Source organism: Spirillospora sp. NPDC000708, assembly GCF_040299565.1.
Lineage (GTDB): Bacteria > Actinomycetota > Actinomycetes > Streptosporangiales > Streptosporangiaceae > Spirillospora.
Genome location: NZ_JBEPCJ010000007.1, coordinates 134,654 through 151,840, shown reverse-complemented (window position 1 = coordinate 151,840; position 17,187 = coordinate 134,654). Strand labels below are relative to the sequence as shown.

18 protein-coding genes are annotated in these 17,187 nt (G+C 74.4%); 7 read left to right on the top strand and 11 right to left on the bottom strand.

The genetic code is table 11. The annotated features are described in order from the left end of the window. Positions 1–44: 44 nt before the first annotated feature. Positions 45–551 (bottom strand): MSMEG_6728 family protein, encoded by a 507-nt coding sequence (locus tag ABT299_RS08295; protein ID WP_500250197.1) that lies wholly within the window; start codon positions 549–551, stop codon positions 45–47. Between the two features lie 28 nt (positions 552–579). Further along, positions 580–2,397, bottom strand: coding sequence for a serine/threonine-protein kinase (locus ABT299_RS08290; RefSeq protein WP_500250196.1), 1,818 nt, complete (start codon positions 2,395–2,397; stop codon positions 580–582). Positions 2,398–2,661: 264 nt separating this feature from the next. Between ABT299_RS08290 and ABT299_RS08285 the strand changes: the two genes are divergently transcribed. Genes ABT299_RS08285 through ABT299_RS08275 form a run of 3 tightly spaced genes read left to right on the top strand, consistent with a single transcriptional unit; the run spans position 2,662 to position 6,263 of the window. After that, on the top strand, positions 2,662–3,546 hold the full coding sequence (locus tag ABT299_RS08285; RefSeq protein WP_500250195.1) for a HalD/BesD family halogenase: 885 nt from the start codon (positions 2,662–2,664) through the stop codon (positions 3,544–3,546). Between the two features lie 47 nt (positions 3,547–3,593). After that, positions 3,594–4,406, top strand: a complete 813-nt coding sequence (locus tag ABT299_RS08280) for a class I SAM-dependent methyltransferase (protein ID WP_500250194.1) — start codon at positions 3,594–3,596, stop codon at positions 4,404–4,406. A gap of 54 nt (positions 4,407–4,460) precedes the next feature. Further along, positions 4,461–6,263, top strand: coding sequence for a choline/carnitine O-acyltransferase (locus ABT299_RS08275; protein WP_500250193.1), 1,803 nt, complete (start codon positions 4,461–4,463; stop codon positions 6,261–6,263). Positions 6,264–6,313: 50 nt separating this feature from the next. On the opposite strand, the gene ABT299_RS08270 is transcribed toward ABT299_RS08275, so the two are convergent. The 7 genes from ABT299_RS08270 to ABT299_RS08240 form a co-directional block, all read right to left on the bottom strand. Further along, the gene (locus tag ABT299_RS08270; protein WP_190856931.1) at positions 6,314–6,682 is read right to left on the bottom strand and encodes a group I truncated hemoglobin; all 369 of its coding nucleotides are present in this window, start codon (positions 6,680–6,682) and stop codon (positions 6,314–6,316) included. 97 nt (positions 6,683–6,779) lie between these two features. Continuing rightward, entirely contained in the window at positions 6,780–7,187 is a 408-nt protein-coding gene (locus ABT299_RS08265; protein ID WP_387022852.1) for a hypothetical protein, read from the bottom strand. Further along, on the bottom strand, positions 7,184–7,843 hold the full coding sequence (locus ABT299_RS08260; protein ID WP_387022854.1) for a TetR/AcrR family transcriptional regulator: 660 nt from the start codon (positions 7,841–7,843) through the stop codon (positions 7,184–7,186). The genes ABT299_RS08265 and ABT299_RS08260 overlap by 4 nt, the downstream gene beginning before the upstream one ends. A 41-nt stretch (positions 7,844–7,884) precedes the next feature. Next, the gene (locus tag ABT299_RS08255) at positions 7,885–9,120 is read right to left on the bottom strand and encodes an ABC transporter permease (protein ID WP_500250192.1); all 1,236 of its coding nucleotides are present in this window, start codon (positions 9,118–9,120) and stop codon (positions 7,885–7,887) included. Then, complete coding sequence (locus ABT299_RS08250; RefSeq protein ID WP_190856927.1) at positions 9,117–9,815, bottom strand: ABC transporter ATP-binding protein; 699 nt, start codon at positions 9,813–9,815, stop codon at positions 9,117–9,119. Before ABT299_RS08250 ends, ABT299_RS08255 begins: the two co-directional genes overlap by 4 nt. Next, on the bottom strand, positions 9,812–10,948 hold the full coding sequence (locus ABT299_RS08245; RefSeq protein ID WP_500250191.1) for a peptidoglycan-binding protein: 1,137 nt from the start codon (positions 10,946–10,948) through the stop codon (positions 9,812–9,814). The genes ABT299_RS08250 and ABT299_RS08245 overlap by 4 nt, the downstream gene beginning before the upstream one ends. Further along, positions 10,945–11,457, bottom strand: a complete 513-nt coding sequence (locus ABT299_RS08240) for a hypothetical protein (protein WP_190856925.1) — start codon at positions 11,455–11,457, stop codon at positions 10,945–10,947. Before ABT299_RS08240 ends, ABT299_RS08245 begins: the two co-directional genes overlap by 4 nt. A 167-nt stretch (positions 11,458–11,624) precedes the next feature. Here ABT299_RS08240 and ABT299_RS08235 point away from each other — a divergent pair, with 167 nt between their 5' ends. From ABT299_RS08235 to ABT299_RS08220, 4 genes are all read left to right on the top strand, one after another. Beyond that, positions 11,625–12,281, top strand: a complete 657-nt coding sequence (locus ABT299_RS08235; protein ID WP_190856924.1) for a response regulator transcription factor — start codon at positions 11,625–11,627, stop codon at positions 12,279–12,281. Continuing rightward, positions 12,278–13,519, top strand: a complete 1,242-nt coding sequence (locus tag ABT299_RS08230) for a sensor histidine kinase (RefSeq protein WP_500250190.1) — start codon at positions 12,278–12,280, stop codon at positions 13,517–13,519. Before ABT299_RS08235 ends, ABT299_RS08230 begins: the two co-directional genes overlap by 4 nt. Before the next feature lie 219 nt (positions 13,520–13,738). Further along, a complete protein-coding gene (locus ABT299_RS08225; protein ID WP_500250189.1) occupies positions 13,739–14,320 on the top strand; it encodes a papain-like cysteine protease family protein in 582 nt (193 codons plus the stop codon). Between the two features lies 1 nt (position 14,321). Continuing rightward, positions 14,322–15,125 (top strand): hypothetical protein, encoded by an 804-nt coding sequence (locus ABT299_RS08220; RefSeq protein ID WP_500250188.1) that lies wholly within the window; start codon positions 14,322–14,324, stop codon positions 15,123–15,125. A 99-nt stretch (positions 15,126–15,224) separates the two neighbouring features. Here the strand turns inward: ABT299_RS08220 and ABT299_RS08215 are convergent, their stop codons facing one another. Both ABT299_RS08215 and ABT299_RS08210 read right to left on the bottom strand, forming a co-directional pair. Next, the gene (locus ABT299_RS08215; protein WP_387022864.1) at positions 15,225–16,190 is read right to left on the bottom strand and encodes a LysR family transcriptional regulator; all 966 of its coding nucleotides are present in this window, start codon (positions 16,188–16,190) and stop codon (positions 15,225–15,227) included. A 115-nt stretch (positions 16,191–16,305) separates the two neighbouring features. Further along, positions 16,306–17,157 (bottom strand): helix-turn-helix domain-containing protein, encoded by an 852-nt coding sequence (locus tag ABT299_RS08210; protein WP_500250187.1) that lies wholly within the window; start codon positions 17,155–17,157, stop codon positions 16,306–16,308. Positions 17,158–17,187 lie beyond the last annotated feature (30 nt).

Here is a 17,187-nt window from a genome sequence, read left to right as displayed (position 1 = left end):
CCTCCGGCTAGGGGCCCCGCCCGGGCCCGCCTCCAGCCAGGGCCCTACCCCTCATCAGCGCCGGTATGACCCCCGGGACGCTCCGGGCGCGGGCGGTCCGAGCGCGGCCAGAGGTAAGGGAGATCGTCGGGAACGCCCGGGAAAAGCGGGCCGTAGTGGACCGGGTCCTTGCGGACGAGCGCGGAGCGGTGGCTGCGGTGGAACGCGGGCTCGCCGAGCCAGGGCGGCAGCTGGCCGGCGCGGTGCAGTGCCTCCTGGTCGCGCGCCCGCGCGGGGCCTCCTCCGGCGGCGAGTTCGGCGGTCATCGTCGCGGCGCAGGTGTCGGCGCGGCCGAGCGCGCACCATCGCGCGCAGATCTCCAGGCCGTAGCGGACGACGGCCTCCTCGTACCCGGTCCACATGAGCACCGCGGGGTGGCGCTGCCAGCCGTATCCGGGGACGGTGAGGGCGCGGAACACCTGGAGCGCCTCGACCCGCTGCTTGCCGAGCCGCCGCGGGTCGAGGACGCGGGCGGTGGCGGTGAAGTCCGGGTACGGCAGGAACGTCTGCACCTCCCTCCCGTACCCGGTGCCCGCCCGGTCACTTCGGCAGGAGCGCGGCGAACTCGGGTTTCAGCAGGTCGCGGACCTTGGCGTAGGGGGCGCCGAAGTCGAGGTTGCCGCAGCCGTCGCTGCCGGAGTTGAACCAGGCCACCTGGAAGTCCGACGGGGTGAGGAAGGCGCTCAGGCGCGGCGGGGTGTGCGGAGCGCCCCGGTACAGCCCCTCGGGCGAGGTGGGCTGGAAGTCGCCGGGCTTCCAGGTCCTGCCCGCGGAGCAGTCGGCCCACGGGCGCCCGTCCCGCTGGACGAGCCGGGAGTAGAGCGTTCCCGTCCCGGGCGCGGTCAGCGTGCCGGGGCGGAAGACATCGGCCGCGGCGAGCCGCCGCCCGGTGCGCAGGTCGATGGTGACGACCTCGCCGCCGGGCGCTCCGTCGGCCTTCTGGCACCAGTCGGACATCTGGAAGTACCGGACGGACACCAGGCGCGGCCCGTTGAGCCCCAGGCGCGTCTGGACGGTCACCGTGGTCGGGGTGCTCCCGCAGGCGACCTGCTTGCGGCTCTCCTTCGCCAGCGCGATCAGGTCGTCGAGCGGGGCGCGGAGCTCGGCGTTGATGCGGCGCTGGAGGGCCGCGTCGTGCAGTCCGGTGACGGTCGCGTACCGCGCGCCGTCCACCTTGATGGACGCGCCGGGGATCGTCTCGTTCTGGGCGGCGAGGGTCAGGACGGGATGGTCCTTCGGGGGCTTCTTGGTCGTGTCCTTCGTCGCGTAGACGGCGCCCCCGGCCGCAGCGGCGACGACGGCGGCGCCGGCCGCCGCCAGCGCGCCCTTGCCCGCGGCGGTGGCGAGGAAGCCCTTGCCGGCGGCCGCCCCGGCGGATCCCGCTCCGGCGGACGCGCCGCCGCCCGTCCCGGCGGCGCCCGCCGTACCGGCCGTCCCTGCCGTCCCGGCCGTCCCCGCGGCGCCCGCGCCGGTGGCGGCGGCGCCCGGGGCGACCGCGAGAGCGCCCAGCGGGAACAGGGCCGCCAGCGCGACGGCGGCCGCCGCGAGGGCCCGGACGCCCCGCTGCTCCCAGTCCGGCCCGTAGGCGGCGACCGCCGCCGACTCGAGCTGGCCGACGAACGCGGCGGCGCCGGGCGGGCGGTCCCCGGCCTGCTTCGCCAGCCCCTTCAGCACGAGCGGGCGCAGCGCCTCGGGGACGTCCGCCACGTCCGCCGCGGCGGTCAGGTGCTGGTTCATCAGCGCGACGCGCTCGCCGGCCGCGAACGGCCGCCGCCCGGTCACGCACTCGACGAACACGCAGGTCGCGGCGTACACGTCGGTCGCGGGGGTGGCGGCCTCCCCGCGCCACTGCTCGGGCGCCATGTAGGCGGGCGTCCCGGCGGCCGAACCCTGCCCGGCCAGCACGGCCACGCCGAAGTCGACCAGCTTGCTCAGCCCGTCCGGCCGGACGACCACGTTCGCGGGCTTGTAGTCGCGATGGACGACGCCGACGGCGTGCGCGGCGGCGAGCCCGAGCAGCGAGCCCTTCAGCACGGTCAGCGCCGCCTCCGGCGCGAGCCGCCCGTGCTCGGCCAGCACCGCCTTCAGCGACGCGCCGTTCACCGCCTCCATCACGATCGCGGCGCCCTCGCCGCTCTCCACGAAGCGGAAGAGCCGCGCCACGTACGGGCTGGTCAGCCGGCCGAGCATCTGCGCCTCGGCGCGCAGCCCCGCGACGGCCGCCGGGTCCGCGCCGGTCAGGTACTTGATCGCGACGGGCGCGCCGGTCTCGGCGTGCCGGGCCAGTACGACGCGGCCCTGCGCGCCGCGGCCGAGCTCGCGATCCTCGACGAAGCCCGTCAGCCGCCAGTCCGCCATGCGCCCTCCTGGGGAAAAGTAGTGGACCAGTGTCCCAACCGTCGATGACGCCGTCACCCGGGCGAAGGTTCGCGCCGACCGCGACCCGGGGGTGATATGGGACACATCGGACAGTGTGCCGGCGCGGGCAGTGGACCGTTCGAAGACACAGGTCACCGACCGGGCTTATCGAATTCTGACAAAGCCGCCGGGAAAACACGGCCATGAATGTGCACGGGGAATGTGCTAAAACCCGGATGGGGTTCGCCACGTGGAAGGATCTTGATGGGCGCAGTGGAGGCTCGGGCCGCCGGCCGGGCGGCAGGAACGGAACTGGTCGACACCGATCTCTATCCGCTGGACGAACCGGACGGCGCGGGCTGGACCGCCGTCGTTTCCCGGGTCCGGGAGGAGCTGGCGAATTCCGGGTGCTGCGTGCTTCCGGACTTCATTCGCGGCGCATTGCAGGAGCGGCTGCGGACCGAATGCGCCGCCATCGCGCCGGACGCTCATTACGACGTCGAAACGGTGAACGCCTACAACATCGACATCGGCACGCCGCTGCCCGGCGACCACCCCGGCCGTATCACCGTCGAGCGCGGGAACGCGTTCGTGGCCCGCGACCTCATCCCGCGCGACCTGATCGTCCACCGGCTCTATTCCGACCCGCTTTTCCAGCGGTTCGTGGCCGCCTGCTTCGGGCTGCCGCGCGTCCACGAGCTGGGCGACCCGCTGTCCGGGCTCTGCCTGAACGTGGTGAATCCCGGCATGGAGCACCCGTGGCATTTCGACACCAACGAGTTCACGGTGAGCCTGCTGACGCAGCTTCCCGAGGACGGCGGCGTCTTCGAGTACTGCCCGAACATCCGGTCCGCGGCGGACGAGAACTTCGCCGACGTCCGCGACGTCCTCACCGGCCGGGGCGCGCACCTGGTGCGGCGGCTGGTGCTGCGCCCCGGTGACCTGCAGCTCTTCAAGGGGCGCTACTCCCTGCACCGGGTCAGCGAGGTGCGCGGGGACGTCGCGCGGCACACCGCGATCCTCGCCTACAGCGAGCGGCCCGGCGTGGTCGGCAGCGTCGCGCGGACCCGGCAGCTGTTCGGCCGGGTGCTGCCCGAGCACCTGGCGGCGGAGGGACGCGCCGTCCGGGTGGACGCGCTGCTCGACTGAAGCGAGAACCGCCCGGCCCATCCGCCTTCTCCAGGAAGGACCGCGACGTGCGCGTCGACACGACCGGAAAGATCTCGCTGGACCACATCTACACCGAGCCCGACCCGCGCGCCTACTTCGGCACCCTGCGGGGCCTCGACTACAACATCCCCGAACTGGCGAAGCCGCACTTCTCCGGGCTCATCGCCGAATACCGGGAGGCCCGCGGCGTGCGGGTCCCGACGGTCGTGGACATCGGCTGCTCGTACGGCATCAACGCGGCGCTGCTGAAATACGGCGCCACCATGGCGGAGCTGTACGATCGCTACGCCGGCCGCGACGCCGAACGGCTCACCCGCGGCGCCCTCCTGTCCCGCGACCGTGAGCTGGTCCGTTCCCGTGAAGCTGCGAATCGCGTCCGCTTCGTCGGTCTCGACGCGTCCGAGAACGCGCTCTCCTATGCGCTCGACGCCGGTTTCCTGGACGGCGCCGTGCACGCCGATCTCGAGGACCGCGATCCGACGGACGAGCATGCCGCGCTTCTGGCCGGCGCCGATCTCGTCATTTCCACCGGCTGCCTCGGTTACGTCACCGAGCGGACGATCGCGCGCGTCGTCGAGGCGGCGGGCGGGCGCCGGCCGTGGATGGCGCATTTCATCCTGCGCATGTTCCCGTTCGACCCGGTCGCCGACACGCTGGCGGCGGCGGGGTACGAGACGGTCCGCCGCGACGGCCTGTTCCGGCAGCGGCGGTTCGCGACGGAGGAGGAGCAGGCGCTCGTGCTGGACACGCTGGCGGACGCCGGCGTCGACCCGTCCGGGCTGGAGGACGGCGGCTGGCTCTACGCGGGCCTGTACGTGTCGCGCCCGCGCGGGGAATGACCACCATCGGCCCCGGGCGTGCGGAACGCCCGGGCATGGAGAACGAGGGACGAAGTGAACCCCACCCCTGAACCGTCGGCCCGCACCTTCGGCAACGAGGACGCGCTGCCCCGGGTGCCGCTCCCCGCGCTCGACGAGACCTGCGAGCGGTTCCTGGAGTGGTGCGCGCCGCTTCTCACCGAGGCGGAGCTGGCGGAGACGCGCGCGGCGGTGGAGGCGTTCGCCCGGCCGGACGGCCCGGGCCGCGCCCTGCACGCCGCCCTGGAGCGCTACGACGCCGAGCCCGGCGTGCGCAGCTGGCTGGACACGTTCTGGCCGTACCGCTACCTCGGGCGGCGCGACCGGATCGCGTTGAACGCGAACTTCTTCTTCCTGTTCCAGGACACCGGGGAGCGGCAGCTGGAGCGCGCGGCCGGGCTGATCGCCGGCGCGCTGGACTACAAGCTGCTGCTGGACGACGAGCGGGTCCCGCCGGTCCTGCAGCGCGGCGCGCCGCTGTCGATGGAGCAGAACAAGTTCCTGTTCTCCACCACGCGCATCCCGGGCGCCGAGCAGGACACCGTCCGCGCCCCCTACAGCGCCGAGTGGCCGGGGCCGTCGCAGGCCAGGCACATCGTCGTGTTCTACCGGGGCAACATCGTCCGGATGGACGTGATCGGCCCGGACGGCGTCCCGCACACGCTGGACGAGCTGGTCGCGGGCCTCGGCACGATCACGAAGGCGGAGCCCGCGCCGGAGCCGTCCGCCGGGCACCTCACCACCAAGGCGCGCGCCGAATGGGCGGCGAGCCGGGAGGCGCTGCTCGCCGCCGGCCCCGCCAACGCGCGGGCGCTGGACGACATCGAGACCGCGCTGTTCTGCGTCTGCCTGGAGGACGTCGCGCCGAGAAACGACCTGGAGGCGTGCGACAACCTGCTGCACGGCGACAGCGGCAACCGCTGGTTCGACAAGGCCGTCTCCCTGGTCGTCTTCGCCGACGGCACCGCCGGCATCAACGTGGAGCACTGCGGGCTGGACGGCACCACGATCCTCAGCTTCGTGGACGCGCTGCTCGGCGCGTCCGCGGAGGCGCACGCGCAGCGGTCCGGCGCCCGCTCGCAGGGCCTGCCGGCGATCGAGGCGATCGAGTTCGCGCTGGACGACGCGCTGCGCACCGACATCCGGGACGCGGCCGCCGCGTTCGCCGCCTACGGCGCCGCGACCGCCACGACCTGCGTGTCGTTCGACGACTTCGGCTCCGAGCGCGCCAAGGCGCTGAAGACCTCCCCCGACGCGTTCGTCCAGATGGCGTACCAGCTCGCGCACAAGCGGGCGAAGGGCCTCACCGGCGCCACCTACGAGTCGATCGCGACCCGCCAGTACCGCAACGGGCGCACCGAGGCGATGCGGGTCGTCACCCCGGAGGTGCTGCGGTTCGTCGCGGCGATGGACGACCCGGGCGCGGGCGCCGACGCCCGCCGCGCCGCGTTCCGCGCCGCCGCCGAGGCGCACGTCCGGCGCGCCAAGGACTGCCAGGCGGGCCGCGCGCCCGAGCAGCACCTGTGGGAGCTGCAGCTGATCCAGAAGCGGCGCGGCGCGGAGCTCGGCGTCACCGAGCACCTCGCGCTGTTCGACTCGCCCGGCTGGGTGACGATGCGCGACGACTACCTGAGCACCAGCTCCGCGCCGTCGGTGAACATCCGGTACTTCGGGTTCGGGTCGACGAGCGAGCAGTGCATCGGCGTCGCGTACGTGCTGCTGCCCGACCGGTTCAACCTGTACCTGAGCACGCCGGAGCCGGTCGCGGGCGCCATGTACGACTTCGCCGACCGGCTCCGCGAAGCCGTCCGCGAGCTGCAGGACCTGCTCGCCGGGTAGCGCGCCCCGCCCGGGGGCGCGTGGGGGGGGCGCGGTCACCCGGCGCGCGGTCACCCGGCGGGGACGGCGCCGCTCGCGATGTCGTCCGCGAGCGGCGCCACCACCGCGACGATCTCGGCGATGGTGGCGTCCGGGACGCCCGCGGCGGCGAGCGCGGCCACGAGGTGGCCCGCCACCTTGTCGAAGTGGGCGCGCTCGATGCCGCGTCCGAGGTGGACGTCCTTCATCGAGGCGCCGCCGTAGACCATCGGCCCGCCGAGCGCCTGCCCGAAGAACTCGACCTGGCGGCCCTTCAGCCGGGCGAGGTTCGTCCCGGCGAAGAAGCCCTTCAGCTCGTCGTCGGCGAGGATGCGGACGTACAGGTCGTCGACCACGGCGGTCAGCGCGGGCTCTCCTCCGATGGAGTCGTAGATGCTCATGCGTCGAGGACAGCGTCCGGCCTTTTCGCCGCCGTTGCGGGCCCGTTAGCGCTGCGGTACGAAGCGCGCACGGGGCGTCACAGGCGCGGTGAGGGCGTCAGCCCGTCATGAGGTGGCGGTGCACGAGGGGGCCGAGGCCGGCGATGACGACGAACAGGCCGGCGGCGACGTAGAGGTCGCCGTGGGGCGTCGACCGCAGCAGGTACGAGGCGAGGAGCGCGGCGGCGAGCAGCACGCCCTTGGCGGCGGCCGCGCGGGCGAGCGACAGGCGCGGCCCCTCCTGCGGGCGTCCCGCCGTGCGGCGCTTCTGGACGAGGTGCAGCAGCGGCACGCCGACGAAGAGCAGCAGCCCGAACTTGAGGGCGTGCTCCCACACGGGCTGGCCCGCGTTCCAGGCCCAGACGGCGCCCATGATCAGGCCAGCCGTCCGGTAGACCCGCTTGGTCGACCGGGGGCCGGCCAGGGCGGCGGCGCGGCGGGGCAGGGGGAGGTCCTGACGGGTCACGGCCGCTCCTCGGTCGACGGGTCGGGGGTGTTGGCGATGCCGACGAACAGCCACCGCATCGCCTGGCGGAGCAGGTCGTCCGGCACGCTCGCCGGGTCGAGGCGGCGCTGCCGCAGCAGGCCCTGGAACATCGCGCTCGCGACCGTGGCGACGGTGGCGGCGGGGACCCGGCCGGAGGCGCCGACGCGCGCGAGCACCGGCTCCATGAGCTCCGCGAGGGCCGCCTGCGGCTCGCGTTGCGCGGCGGCCAGCGCCTCCTTCATCTGCGGGTTCCGCATGGCGTAGAGCCACAGCTCGGCCTGCAGGAGGGGCAGGTCGTCGTCCTTGTCGGCGGCCTCCAGGAAGAACCGGCCGAGCGCCGTCTCCGGGTCCTCGGTCCCGGCCTGCACGGCCTCGACGGTCTGCTTTCCCCGCTCGACCCGCGCCCTGGCGCCGCCGGCCATCAGTTCGAGGAACAGCTCCTCCTTGCCGCCGAAGTTGGAGTACAGGGCGCCGATCGAGTAGCCCGCCGCCTCGGCGATCTCCTCGACCGACGCCCCCGCGTACCCCTTGCGGGCGAACGTGCGCGCCGCCGCGTCCAGCAAGCGCCGCCGGGTGCGCGCCTTCGCCTCGGCGCGGGTCAGCCGCCTCGGTTTCTCATCACTGTCGCTATCCACATAGCAGACCATATTCAGATAGTGCTCGCTATGTCAATCGCTCAGGGCGCCGCCAGCGCCTCCGTGGGCGACAGGCGGGACGCCCGGATCGCCGGGTAGAGGCCCGCGACCGCCCCGATGACCAGCGTCGCGGCGACGCCGCCGAGCACCGCCCAGGCCGGGATCACGATCGGCCACCCCTGGTACGCGGCGTAGCCGCCGGTGACGAGCGCGCCGATCGCGGCGCCGCCGAGCCCGCCGAGCGCCGACAGCAGCAGCGACTCCGCGAGGAACTGGGTGCGGATCTGACCGCGGGTCGCGCCGAGCGAGCGGCGCAGCCCGATCTCCGCGCGGCGCTCCAGCACCGAGATGACCATCGTGTTGGCCACCCCGACCCCGCCGACCAGCAGCGCCACCGCGCCGACGCCGAGCAGCAGCCCGGTGAACGCCTCCCCCGCCGCCTTCTTCGCGGCGAGCGCGTCCGACGGCCGCGACACCTGCACCTCGTTCGGCGCCTCCGGGTTCGCGGTCGCGCCGAGCACCTCCCGGACCTGCTCGACGCTCGCGTCCCGCGACCGGGTGTAGATCGTGGTCGCGTGGCCGTCGAACCCCAGCCGCGCCTGCGCCGCCGGCCAGCCGACCAGCGCCGCCGCGTCCAGCTCCGGCGCGAGCGGCGCCGGTTCGAGGATGCCGACCACGGTGAACCACTTGCCGCCGACCAGCACCTGGACGTCCGTCCCGGCGTGCCCGATGCCGAGCCGGTCCGCGGCGGACGAGCCGAGCACCACCGCCGGGAAGTCCTGCGTCGCCGCGGTCAGCCACACCCCGCTGCGCAGCCGCGCGCCGGTCGCGGCGCGCAGGTCCGTTCGGGCCGCGTAGGCGGCGATCCCGTTGGTCTGCGCCTTCGGAACCTTCCCGTTCCGGTACACCTTCGCCCCGTCCAGCAGCCCGATCGCCGACACCTGCTCGACCGGCCGGATCCGCCCGACCATCTCCTCGGCCTCCAGCGGGAGCTGGGCCTGCCCGCCGGTCAGCGTGTTCCCGGGCGTGACCGTGAGCAGGTTGGTGCCGAGCGCCGCGAGCGCCCGGTCGAGGTCGGCGCGTGACGAGGACGACACCCCGACGACCGCGACCATCGCGGCGATCCCGATCGCGATGCCGAGCGCGGACAGGAACGCCCGCATCGGCCGCGTCCGCAGGCCCACCGCGCCGACCTTCAGCACGTCGCCCGGCCCGAGCCGGGCCGGACGCGGCCGCCCGGGACCCGGCCGCTCGGGACGCAGTGTCCCCGCGGTCATCGCGCCGCCTCCGCCGGCTCCGCCCGCGCCGGGAGCGCCGAGTCCTCGACCACCAGGCCGTCGCGCATCCGGACCCGGCGCGGCAGCCCCGCCGCGATCTCCCGGTCGTGCGTGATGATCACGACGGTGGTGCCGGCCGCGTGCAGCCCGCGCAGCAGCGCCATCACCCCGTCGCCGGACGCCGAGTCCAGCGCGCCCGTCGGCTCGTCCGCCAGCAGCAGCGCGGGCTCCCCCGCGACGGCCCGCGCGATCGCGACGCGCTGCCGCTCGCCGCCGGACAGCTCGTGCGGCTCGTGGTGCATCCGGTGCGCGAGCCCGACCCGTTCCAGCGCGTCCGCCGCCCGCCGCCGCCGCGCGGCCGGCCGCAGCCCCGAGTACAGGAGCCCGTCGGCGACGTTGTCCAGCGCGCGGGTCCCGGCGGCGAGATGGAACTGCTGGAACACGAACCCGATCCGGCTGGCCCGCAGCGCCGACAGCGCCGCGTCCGGCAGCCGCCCGACGTCGTGCCCGTCGATGCGGACGGTCCCCGACGTCGGCCGGTCCAGGGTGCCGAGCACGTTCAGCATCGTCGACTTGCCCGACCCCGACGGCCCGACGATCGCGACCAGCTCCCCGGCGCCGACGTGCAGCGACACCCCGCCGAGCGCCCGGACGCCGCCCGGGTACTCCTTGGTCACCTCGCGCAGCTCGATCATTTCGGCACCCCCACGACGGTGCCCTCGGCGACGCCCGCGCCGGACACCTCGACGCGCCCGTCGGCGAACAGCCCGGTCTTCACCGGGACGTACGACGACGTCGAGCCCTTCACGACCTCGACGCCGAACCCGCCCTCCGACAGCGCGACCAGCGCGGTGACCGGGACCGTCAGCACCTCCTTGCGGGCGCCCGCGGTGAAGGTGACGTCGACGGCGGCGAGCGCGTACCTCGCCGCGGCCTTGCGCGCCTTCGACGACCGCAGCCAGATCATCACCTCGACCTTCGTGGACGGGTCGGCGCCCTGCCCGTCGCCCGGCTTGATCACCGTGGAGACCTCGTCGATCCGCCCGCTCACCGTCGTGTCGTCGGGGAGCGTGACCTCGACCGCGGCGCCCTTGCGGGCCATCCGCTGGTCGGTCGTGTCCAGTTCGACGGTGACGGCCTTGTCGGTGCCGGTGTAGGTGAGCACCTTCCCCCCGGGGCCGGTCGGGTCCCCGGCATTCGCCTGGAGACTGTCGATCCGGACGGGTTCCGGCGCGAACACCACCCGGCCCAGCTCGACCGTTCCGGTCTCGTCGAGGCCGAGGTCGTCCTGCCATTTCTCGACGGCGTCGGCGGTGTCGGCGGTGTACTCCTTGTCGACGGTGAATCCGTCATAGCCGAGCGCTTTCAGGTTCTTCTCGAAACGCTCGACGTCCGCCCCCTCGGTGCCGATCCGCAGCGGACGGTACGCCGGTTTCGACCCGTACATGAGGACGACCGGATCGCCGTCCACCTCGTACAGGGCCTGGCCCCGCTTGATGACGTCGCCGCTCTCGGGGACCTTGGTCAGCGTGCCCTGGAGCCGGCTCGTCGCGGTGTAGGTGGGGCCGTAGCCGAGCGAGCCGTCCTCGGTCTGCTCGTCCTTCAGCGTCTGCCGCGTGACCTGCGTCGTGTTCGGCGGAAGGGCGGTCGCCCGGTCCTTGCCGGAATCGCCTCCGGTGTTCAGCGCGACGGCGGCCGCACCGCCCGCGACGGCCACCGCGGCCGCCGCCGCGAGGACGGCCCGCCGGCCGGGACGGCGCCGCCGCGCGCGGCGCCTGTCGTCCTCGGGCGCCCGCTCCCCGGGCGCCCGCTCCCCGAGGGCCGTCACTTCGGGCCGCCCGCCATGATGTCCTTGCACTTCTGCTGGGCGTTGTTGAAATCGGGGTCCTCGGACAGCTTCTTGTCCATGATGATCCCCTGCTGGCCCGGCTTCGGGTCGGGGAAGTCCTCGACGCCGTTCTTGCGCATGCACTCGGCGAATTTCCCGACCTGCTCCTGCATTTTCGGATCCGGCTTCGCGGCGCCGTTCTCCATCGGGTTGTACTGGCGGCACGCCTCCTGCGCCTTGTCGACCTTCTCCTTCGGCGTGCTGCCGTCGAGCTTGAGCGTCACGCGCCCGCCCTGCGGGTCGTCCATCGGAACGCCGTGCTCGCGCATGCACTGGGCGTACTTCACCCCCATCCCCTGCGGGTCGGCGCTCTTGGACGCGGTGGCCTGCTTGCCGCCGCCCGCCGACGCCACCCCGCCGTCCCCGCCGTCCTTCGACCCGCAGCCGGTCAGCGCGAGCGCCATCACCAGCGGCAGCGCCGCAAGGGCGCCCTGGGTGCGCAGTCGCATGTCTCGTCCCCTCGTTCGGCGGCCGGACGTGCTCCGGCCGGACGAGGAGCGATGCAACGCGGCCGCACGTTTCCCCACCGTTTCCGCCCGCCCCGGCCACGGCCCTTACGGCGAGGAAACACACCGCCCGGCACCATCGGCGGTCTGGACCTGGCGGAGGGAACGGCATGCGGGTGCTGGTGGTGGAGGACGAGCGGCTCCTCGCGGACGCGATCGCGGAATGGCTGCGGGACGAGGCGCACGCCGTCGACCTCGCGCACGACGGGGCGTCCGCCCTCGAACGCGCGGGCGTCAACGACTACGACGTCGTCGTGCTGGACCGGGACCTGCCCGTCGTGCACGGCGACGACGTCTGCCGGCAGCTGGTCACGGCGGGCGCGGCGGCGCGGGTGCTGATGCTGACCGCCGCCGCCGAGATCACCGACCGGGTCGCCGGGCTCGGCCTCGGCGCCGACGACTACCTGACCAAGCCGTTCGCGTTCGCCGAGCTGGCCGCCCGGGTCCTCGCCCTCGGCCGCCGGTCCCGGCCCGCCGCGCCGCCGACGCTGTGCCGCGCGGGGATCACCCTCGACCCGGCGCGCCGCGAGGTGTTCCGCGACGGCCGGTACGTCCCGCTGGCGCGCAAGGAGTTCGCCGTCCTGGCCGAGTTGCTGCGCGCGGACGGCGCGGTCGTGTCCGCCGAGCAGCTGCTGGAGAAGGCGTGGGACGAGCACGCCGACCCGTTCACCGGCGCGGTCCGGCTGACCGTCCTGAAGCTGCGCCGCAAGCTCGCCGAGCCGCCCGTCATCGAGACCGTCAAGGGAGCGGGGTACCGGATCCCGTGAAGATCCCCGCGATCGGCCGGCCGCGCCGCGTGTCGCTGCGCGCCCGCCTCACGCTGACCTACGGCGGCCTGTTCCTCGCCGCCGGCCTGGTGCTCCTCGGCGCCACGTACGCGCTGTTCACCCAGCAGGTCGACCGGGCCGGGACGAAGGTCCTCGCCCGCGTCACGCAGGACAAGGACGCCTCCGGCGGCGGCCGGACCGTCGTGGAGCGGGGCGCGGCCCCCCGGGAGGGCTCGGACGGCTCGGTGTCGCCGTTCGACCTGGAGACACAGGCCCGCAAGCAGCACGACGAGCTGCGCGCCGCCGCGACGCAGTCCCTCGTCACGCAGGGCTCGATCGCGCTGCTGGTCGTCGGCGGGGCCGCGATGGCGTTCGGCTGGTTGATCGCCGGCCGCGTCCTGACCCCGCTGCACCGGGTGACCGAGACGGCGCGGCGGATCGCCGCCGCGCCCGCCGCCGACCGCGTCCTGCACGAGCGGATCGCCCTGCACGGGCCGCACGACGAGGTCAAGGAGCTGGCCGACACCTTCGACACGATGGTGGAGCGGCTCGACCGGTCGTTCGACGGGCAGCGCCGCTTCGTGGCGAACGCCTCGCACGAGCTGCGCACCCCGCTGACGCTCGGCCGCGCGCTGGTCGAGGTCGCGATGCACCGCAAGACGGCGTCCCCGGACGTGCTGCGGCTCGGCGAGGACCTGCTGCAGATCACTTCGCGGCACGAGCGCCTCATCGGCGGGCTGCTGCTGCTCGCCCGCTCGGAGAACGAGATCACCCGCCGCGCCCCGGTCGACCTCGCGGACGTGGTCGGGCACGTCGCCGCGCGGACCGCGCCGGAGGCCGAGCAGACCGGGATCGGCGTCAAGACGGAACCGTCCGAGGCCATGACCAGCGGCGACGCGCTTCTGCTCGAACGCGTCGTGGAAAACCTCGTCGAGAACGGCATCCGGCACAACACGGGCGAAGGCGGCTGGGTCCGGGTCACGTCCGGCACGCGGGGCGGGCGCGCCGTCCTGGAGGTCGCCAACTCCGGCCCGCACGTCCCGTCCTACGAGGTGCCGGGCCTGTTCGAGCCGTTCCGCCGCCTCGACGCCGACCGCGTCGTCACCGCCAAGGGCGCGGGCCTCGGCCTGTCCATCGTGCAGTCGATCGTCCGCGCCCACGACGGCGAGGTCACCGCCCGCCCCCGCCCCGAAGGCGGCCTCCAGGTCACCGTGACCCTGCCCGCGGCCCCGGCCTGACCCGGTCCGGCGAATTCCCGCGCCACCGGGGGGCATATCCCGGCGTTATGACCTACTGACATTTCCCCACTTTCGCCGCAAATGGGAATGTGATGGCGTTGCTTCGGCCTCGCGCACGGCAGTTTCCGTCCGGAGAATCCACCCCGGCACCGGAGGGAATTGCACGGCTCCCCGTGCGCGAGGCGCTCTTCGGCACGCCGGGAGAAAAGGCGGAAGCGAATGAGAACGCGTACCCGGTCCGCCCGGGCACGGTGGCGGCTCGCGTGCGGGGCCGCCGCCGCGGCGGGCGCCCTCACCGCCGCGGCCGGCACCGGAGTCGCCGCGGCCGGCGAACTCCCGATCACCCAGCAGGTGCAGCAGCAGGACCAGTGGTGCTGGGCCGCCAGCGGGCTGACGATCGCGAAGTACTTCGGCGTCGGCAACGTCAGCCAGAACGACTTCTGCAACCTCGCGCGGGGGTACCCGCGGGGCGGTTACTGCCCGAACCAGGCCGGGCAGCTGCAATGGGACCAGCGCGCGTTCCAGGCGCTCGGCCTGAGCCCCGGCTACGTCAGCGGGCCCCTCTCGTTCCAGGGCGTGGAAAGCGAGATCGACGGGCGGCGGCCCGTCCAGACCGGAATCTACTGGAGCGCCGGCGGCGGGCACTCGCAGGTCATCTACGGCTACGACCCGTACAGCCGGACCATCTCCTACGGCGACCCGTGGCCGTCCAGCCCGCGGTACTCCGAAATGGCCTACAGCAGTTACGTCAGCAATTACCAGTTCCAATGGGCCCAGGCCCTGTCGGGGATCGGTGGTTGAGATGCGCACCTCAGCGAAGCTCGCCGCGGGAGCGGTGACCGCCGGCCTCGGCGTCACGATGGTCGCGGGCACCGGGACGGCGCTGGCCGACGGCCCGTCCCCCGCGGACACGGCGGCCGCCGCCAAGGTCGCCGCCTCGCCCGCCGCCAGGGAGCGGCTCGCGACCTTCTTCGTCCACCTCGACCAGCACCAGCGGGGCGAGTTGACGGACCAGGCCGTCAGCAAGGCCGCGAAGGCGGCGAAGGCGCCGGCGCTGGACGGCGCGGTCCGCCCCGTCTACACGCTGAACCCGGCGTTCGTGCAGGGGCGGGACGCGTCCGTCGCCGCGTTCGCCTACCTCGCGGTCGGCGCGCACTCGGCGACCGGCCAGCACGCCACGATGTGGCTGGTCAAGCAGGGCGCGGGCTGGAAGGTCATGAACGTGATCTCCGGCACCGACGAGGCCGCCTACCCGGCGCGGGCCGGCGGCGGCACGGTGTTCACCGAGCCGCAGATCAACGCCTGGTACCGGCTCAAGGACGGCCGGGTCACCGGCCTCAACTCCACCGCCACGACGTCGGTAGGGAAACGCGGCGTGGCGGTGGCGGCGTACCGGAACCTGGTTCGCGCCCGGTACGCCGACAAGCTCCCGGGATCGTCCTACCAGCGGTCCGGGAGGCTCGGCGGCTACACGCCCCGCACGGGCGTGGGAACGGGGAGCGACGGCGGAGGCACGACCCTCCTCCTGCCGGCGCTCGGCGCCTGCGGCGCGCTGGCCGCGGCGGCCGGCATCGTCGCGGCCCATCGCAGGCGCGTCCCCCGGTAGCCGCCGTCCGCGGGTTCCCGTCCCCCTCCTGGAACCCGCGCCTCGGGGCGTGTCCTGCGGGTCCTGCGCGGTCCGCGGGACGCGCCCCGCGAACCCGCGTCAGGCGGGGAGGGAGGGGTGGGCTTCGGGGTGCTCGTCCCACCACTCGCCGTAGACGCGCTGGGCGCGGACGAGCTCCATGTAGACGTCGGCGAAGACGTCGCGCAGCCGCAGGGCGGCGTCCTCGGCCTCGGGGCGCCAGACCAGCACGACGCGCTGGGCGAGCGGGTCGCCGGTGAGCCGCCGGAACGCCATGCCGTCGCGGGGGCCCGCGGTCGGCTGGTAGATGCCGATCGCCCGCCCCGACCGGATGAGCGACGAGGAGATCTGCCAGTCGGTCGCCCAGAACCGCACGCGCGGCTGGAACCCGGCGGCGGCGCAGGCGGCGCGGAAGTAGGCCGGCCACGGGCCGTCGTCCAGCGGGTCGTCGATCCAGTCGTGCTCGGCCAGCTCGGCGAGGGCGACGGTGCGTCCGGCGGCCAGCGGGCTCGCCGCCGACATCCCGACCAGCGCGGGCTCGCGCTCCACCAGCACCAGCCGCCGCAGCCCCTCCCTGACCGGGCGGCCGTGCCCGACCGGCTCCTGGAACAGCCCGATGTCGAGGGCGCCGGAGGCCAGCAGCGCCGGGATGCGGCCGCCGCCCGGGTCGACGCGCAGGTGCAGCCGCGCGGACGCCGACAGCTCGCCGAGGTGGTCGCTCAGCCGGGTCAGCGCCGGGCACGCCTGCACCCCGACCCGCAGCGACGGCACGGACGCCGGGTCGCGGCGATGCGCCAGCGCGGCGTTCAGATCGTCGATGCAGGCCAGCGCCGCGCGCGCCCGCGTCGCGACCTCCGCGCCGACCGGCGTCGGCAGGACCCCCTCCGGGGAGCGGACGAACAGCTGCACGCCGAGGTGGCCCTCGACGCGGCGCAGCATCGTGCTGACGGCGGGCTGGGTGAGGCCGAGGCGGGCGGCGGCCTTGCTGATGCTGCCGGTCGCCGCGACGGCCTCGATCATCCTCAGGTGGTGGGGGCCGAGATCCACGAGCGCACGCTCCTACCCGCGTCTGCCCCGTCCGACGAAGTCAGCGGAATGGTAACCCCGAGGGGCGCGCGGATGAATGGAAATGCGTGCCAATCCGGCCGCCCTGGGACGGGGGTCAGTGCGCGGCGTAGCGGAGTTCGCGCGGGCTCACCCCGAACCGGCGGCGGAACGCGGTGCTGAGCGCGCTGGCCGAGGAGAACCCGGCGGCGTGCGCGAGGTCGGTGATGGTGACGTCGCGGTCCTGCGGGTTGCGCAGCCGGTCCCGGACGAGCCGCAGCCGCTCCTCGCGGATCAGCTCGCGCGGCGTCGTCCCGGCGTGCTGGAGGGCGAGCTGCACCTGGCGCAGCGACCAGCCGAGGTCCTGGGCCACGGCGGCGCCGGTGAGGCCGGGCTCGGTGGCGTGCTCGCGCACGTACCGGCGCACCACCGCCTCGACCTCGGCGAGGTGGCCGGGCGCGGCGGGCCGCTGCCGCTCGGCGACGATGACGCAGAGCAGCTCGGTGATCCGGTCGCAGGCGGCGTCGAACTGCGCGGCGCTGAGGGCGCGGCGCTCCTCGCCGACGGCCCGCACCATGTCGGCGACGACGCGGCCGAGGCCGGCGGACAGGTCGAGGCCGGTGGCGACCGGCGACGGGCGGCGCAGCCGGCGGTCCATCTCGCGCGCCGGGATCGTCATGACGAACGCCCTGGCGGAGCCGTCGCGGCGGCCCCCGTCCTGCGGGCGGACGGCGCTCGGCCCGTGCCCGGACGCGATGCCGATCCGGAACGGCTCGGCCAGCGTGACGAGGCCGCCGGTGCCGGGGCGCAGCCGCGCCTCCCGGCCGTCCTGGACCAGGGTCAGCTCGCCGTCGAGCGGCAGCAGGAAGCGGTAGCCGTCGGCGCGCTCGCGGTGCGCCTGGCCGGCGGTGCGGACGCAGTCGATCTGCTCCGACCAGCACAGGACGAGCCGGTAGGCGCCGTCGTCCACCCCTGCCCTTCCGCCGTGCCGCACCCGGGC

What these genes read in the sequence shown, in the direction of transcription:
- ABT299_RS08240 (WP_190856925.1), bottom strand. Translation starts at nt 11,457, where the DNA reads ATGCGACTGCGCACCCAGGGCGCCCTTGCGGCGCTGCCGCTGGTGATG.
- ABT299_RS08285 (WP_500250195.1), top strand. Translation starts at nt 2,662, where the DNA reads ATGGGCGCAGTGGAGGCTCGGGCCGCCGGCCGGGCGGCAGGAACGGAA.
- ABT299_RS08270 (WP_190856931.1), bottom strand. Translation starts at nt 6,682, where the DNA reads ATGAGCATCTACGACTCCATCGGAGGAGAGCCCGCGCTGACCGCCGTG.
- ABT299_RS08235 (WP_190856924.1), top strand. Translation starts at nt 11,625, where the DNA reads ATGCGGGTGCTGGTGGTGGAGGACGAGCGGCTCCTCGCGGACGCGATC.
- ABT299_RS08225 (WP_500250189.1), top strand. Translation starts at nt 13,739, where the DNA reads ATGAGAACGCGTACCCGGTCCGCCCGGGCACGGTGGCGGCTCGCGTGC.
- ABT299_RS08255 (WP_500250192.1), bottom strand. Translation starts at nt 9,120, where the DNA reads ATGACCGCGGGGACACTGCGTCCCGAGCGGCCGGGTCCCGGGCGGCCG.
- ABT299_RS08220 (WP_500250188.1), top strand. Translation starts at nt 14,322, where the DNA reads ATGCGCACCTCAGCGAAGCTCGCCGCGGGAGCGGTGACCGCCGGCCTC.
- ABT299_RS08250 (WP_190856927.1), bottom strand. Translation starts at nt 9,815, where the DNA reads ATGATCGAGCTGCGCGAGGTGACCAAGGAGTACCCGGGCGGCGTCCGG.
- ABT299_RS08290 (WP_500250196.1), bottom strand. Translation starts at nt 2,397, where the DNA reads ATGGCGGACTGGCGGCTGACGGGCTTCGTCGAGGATCGCGAGCTCGGC.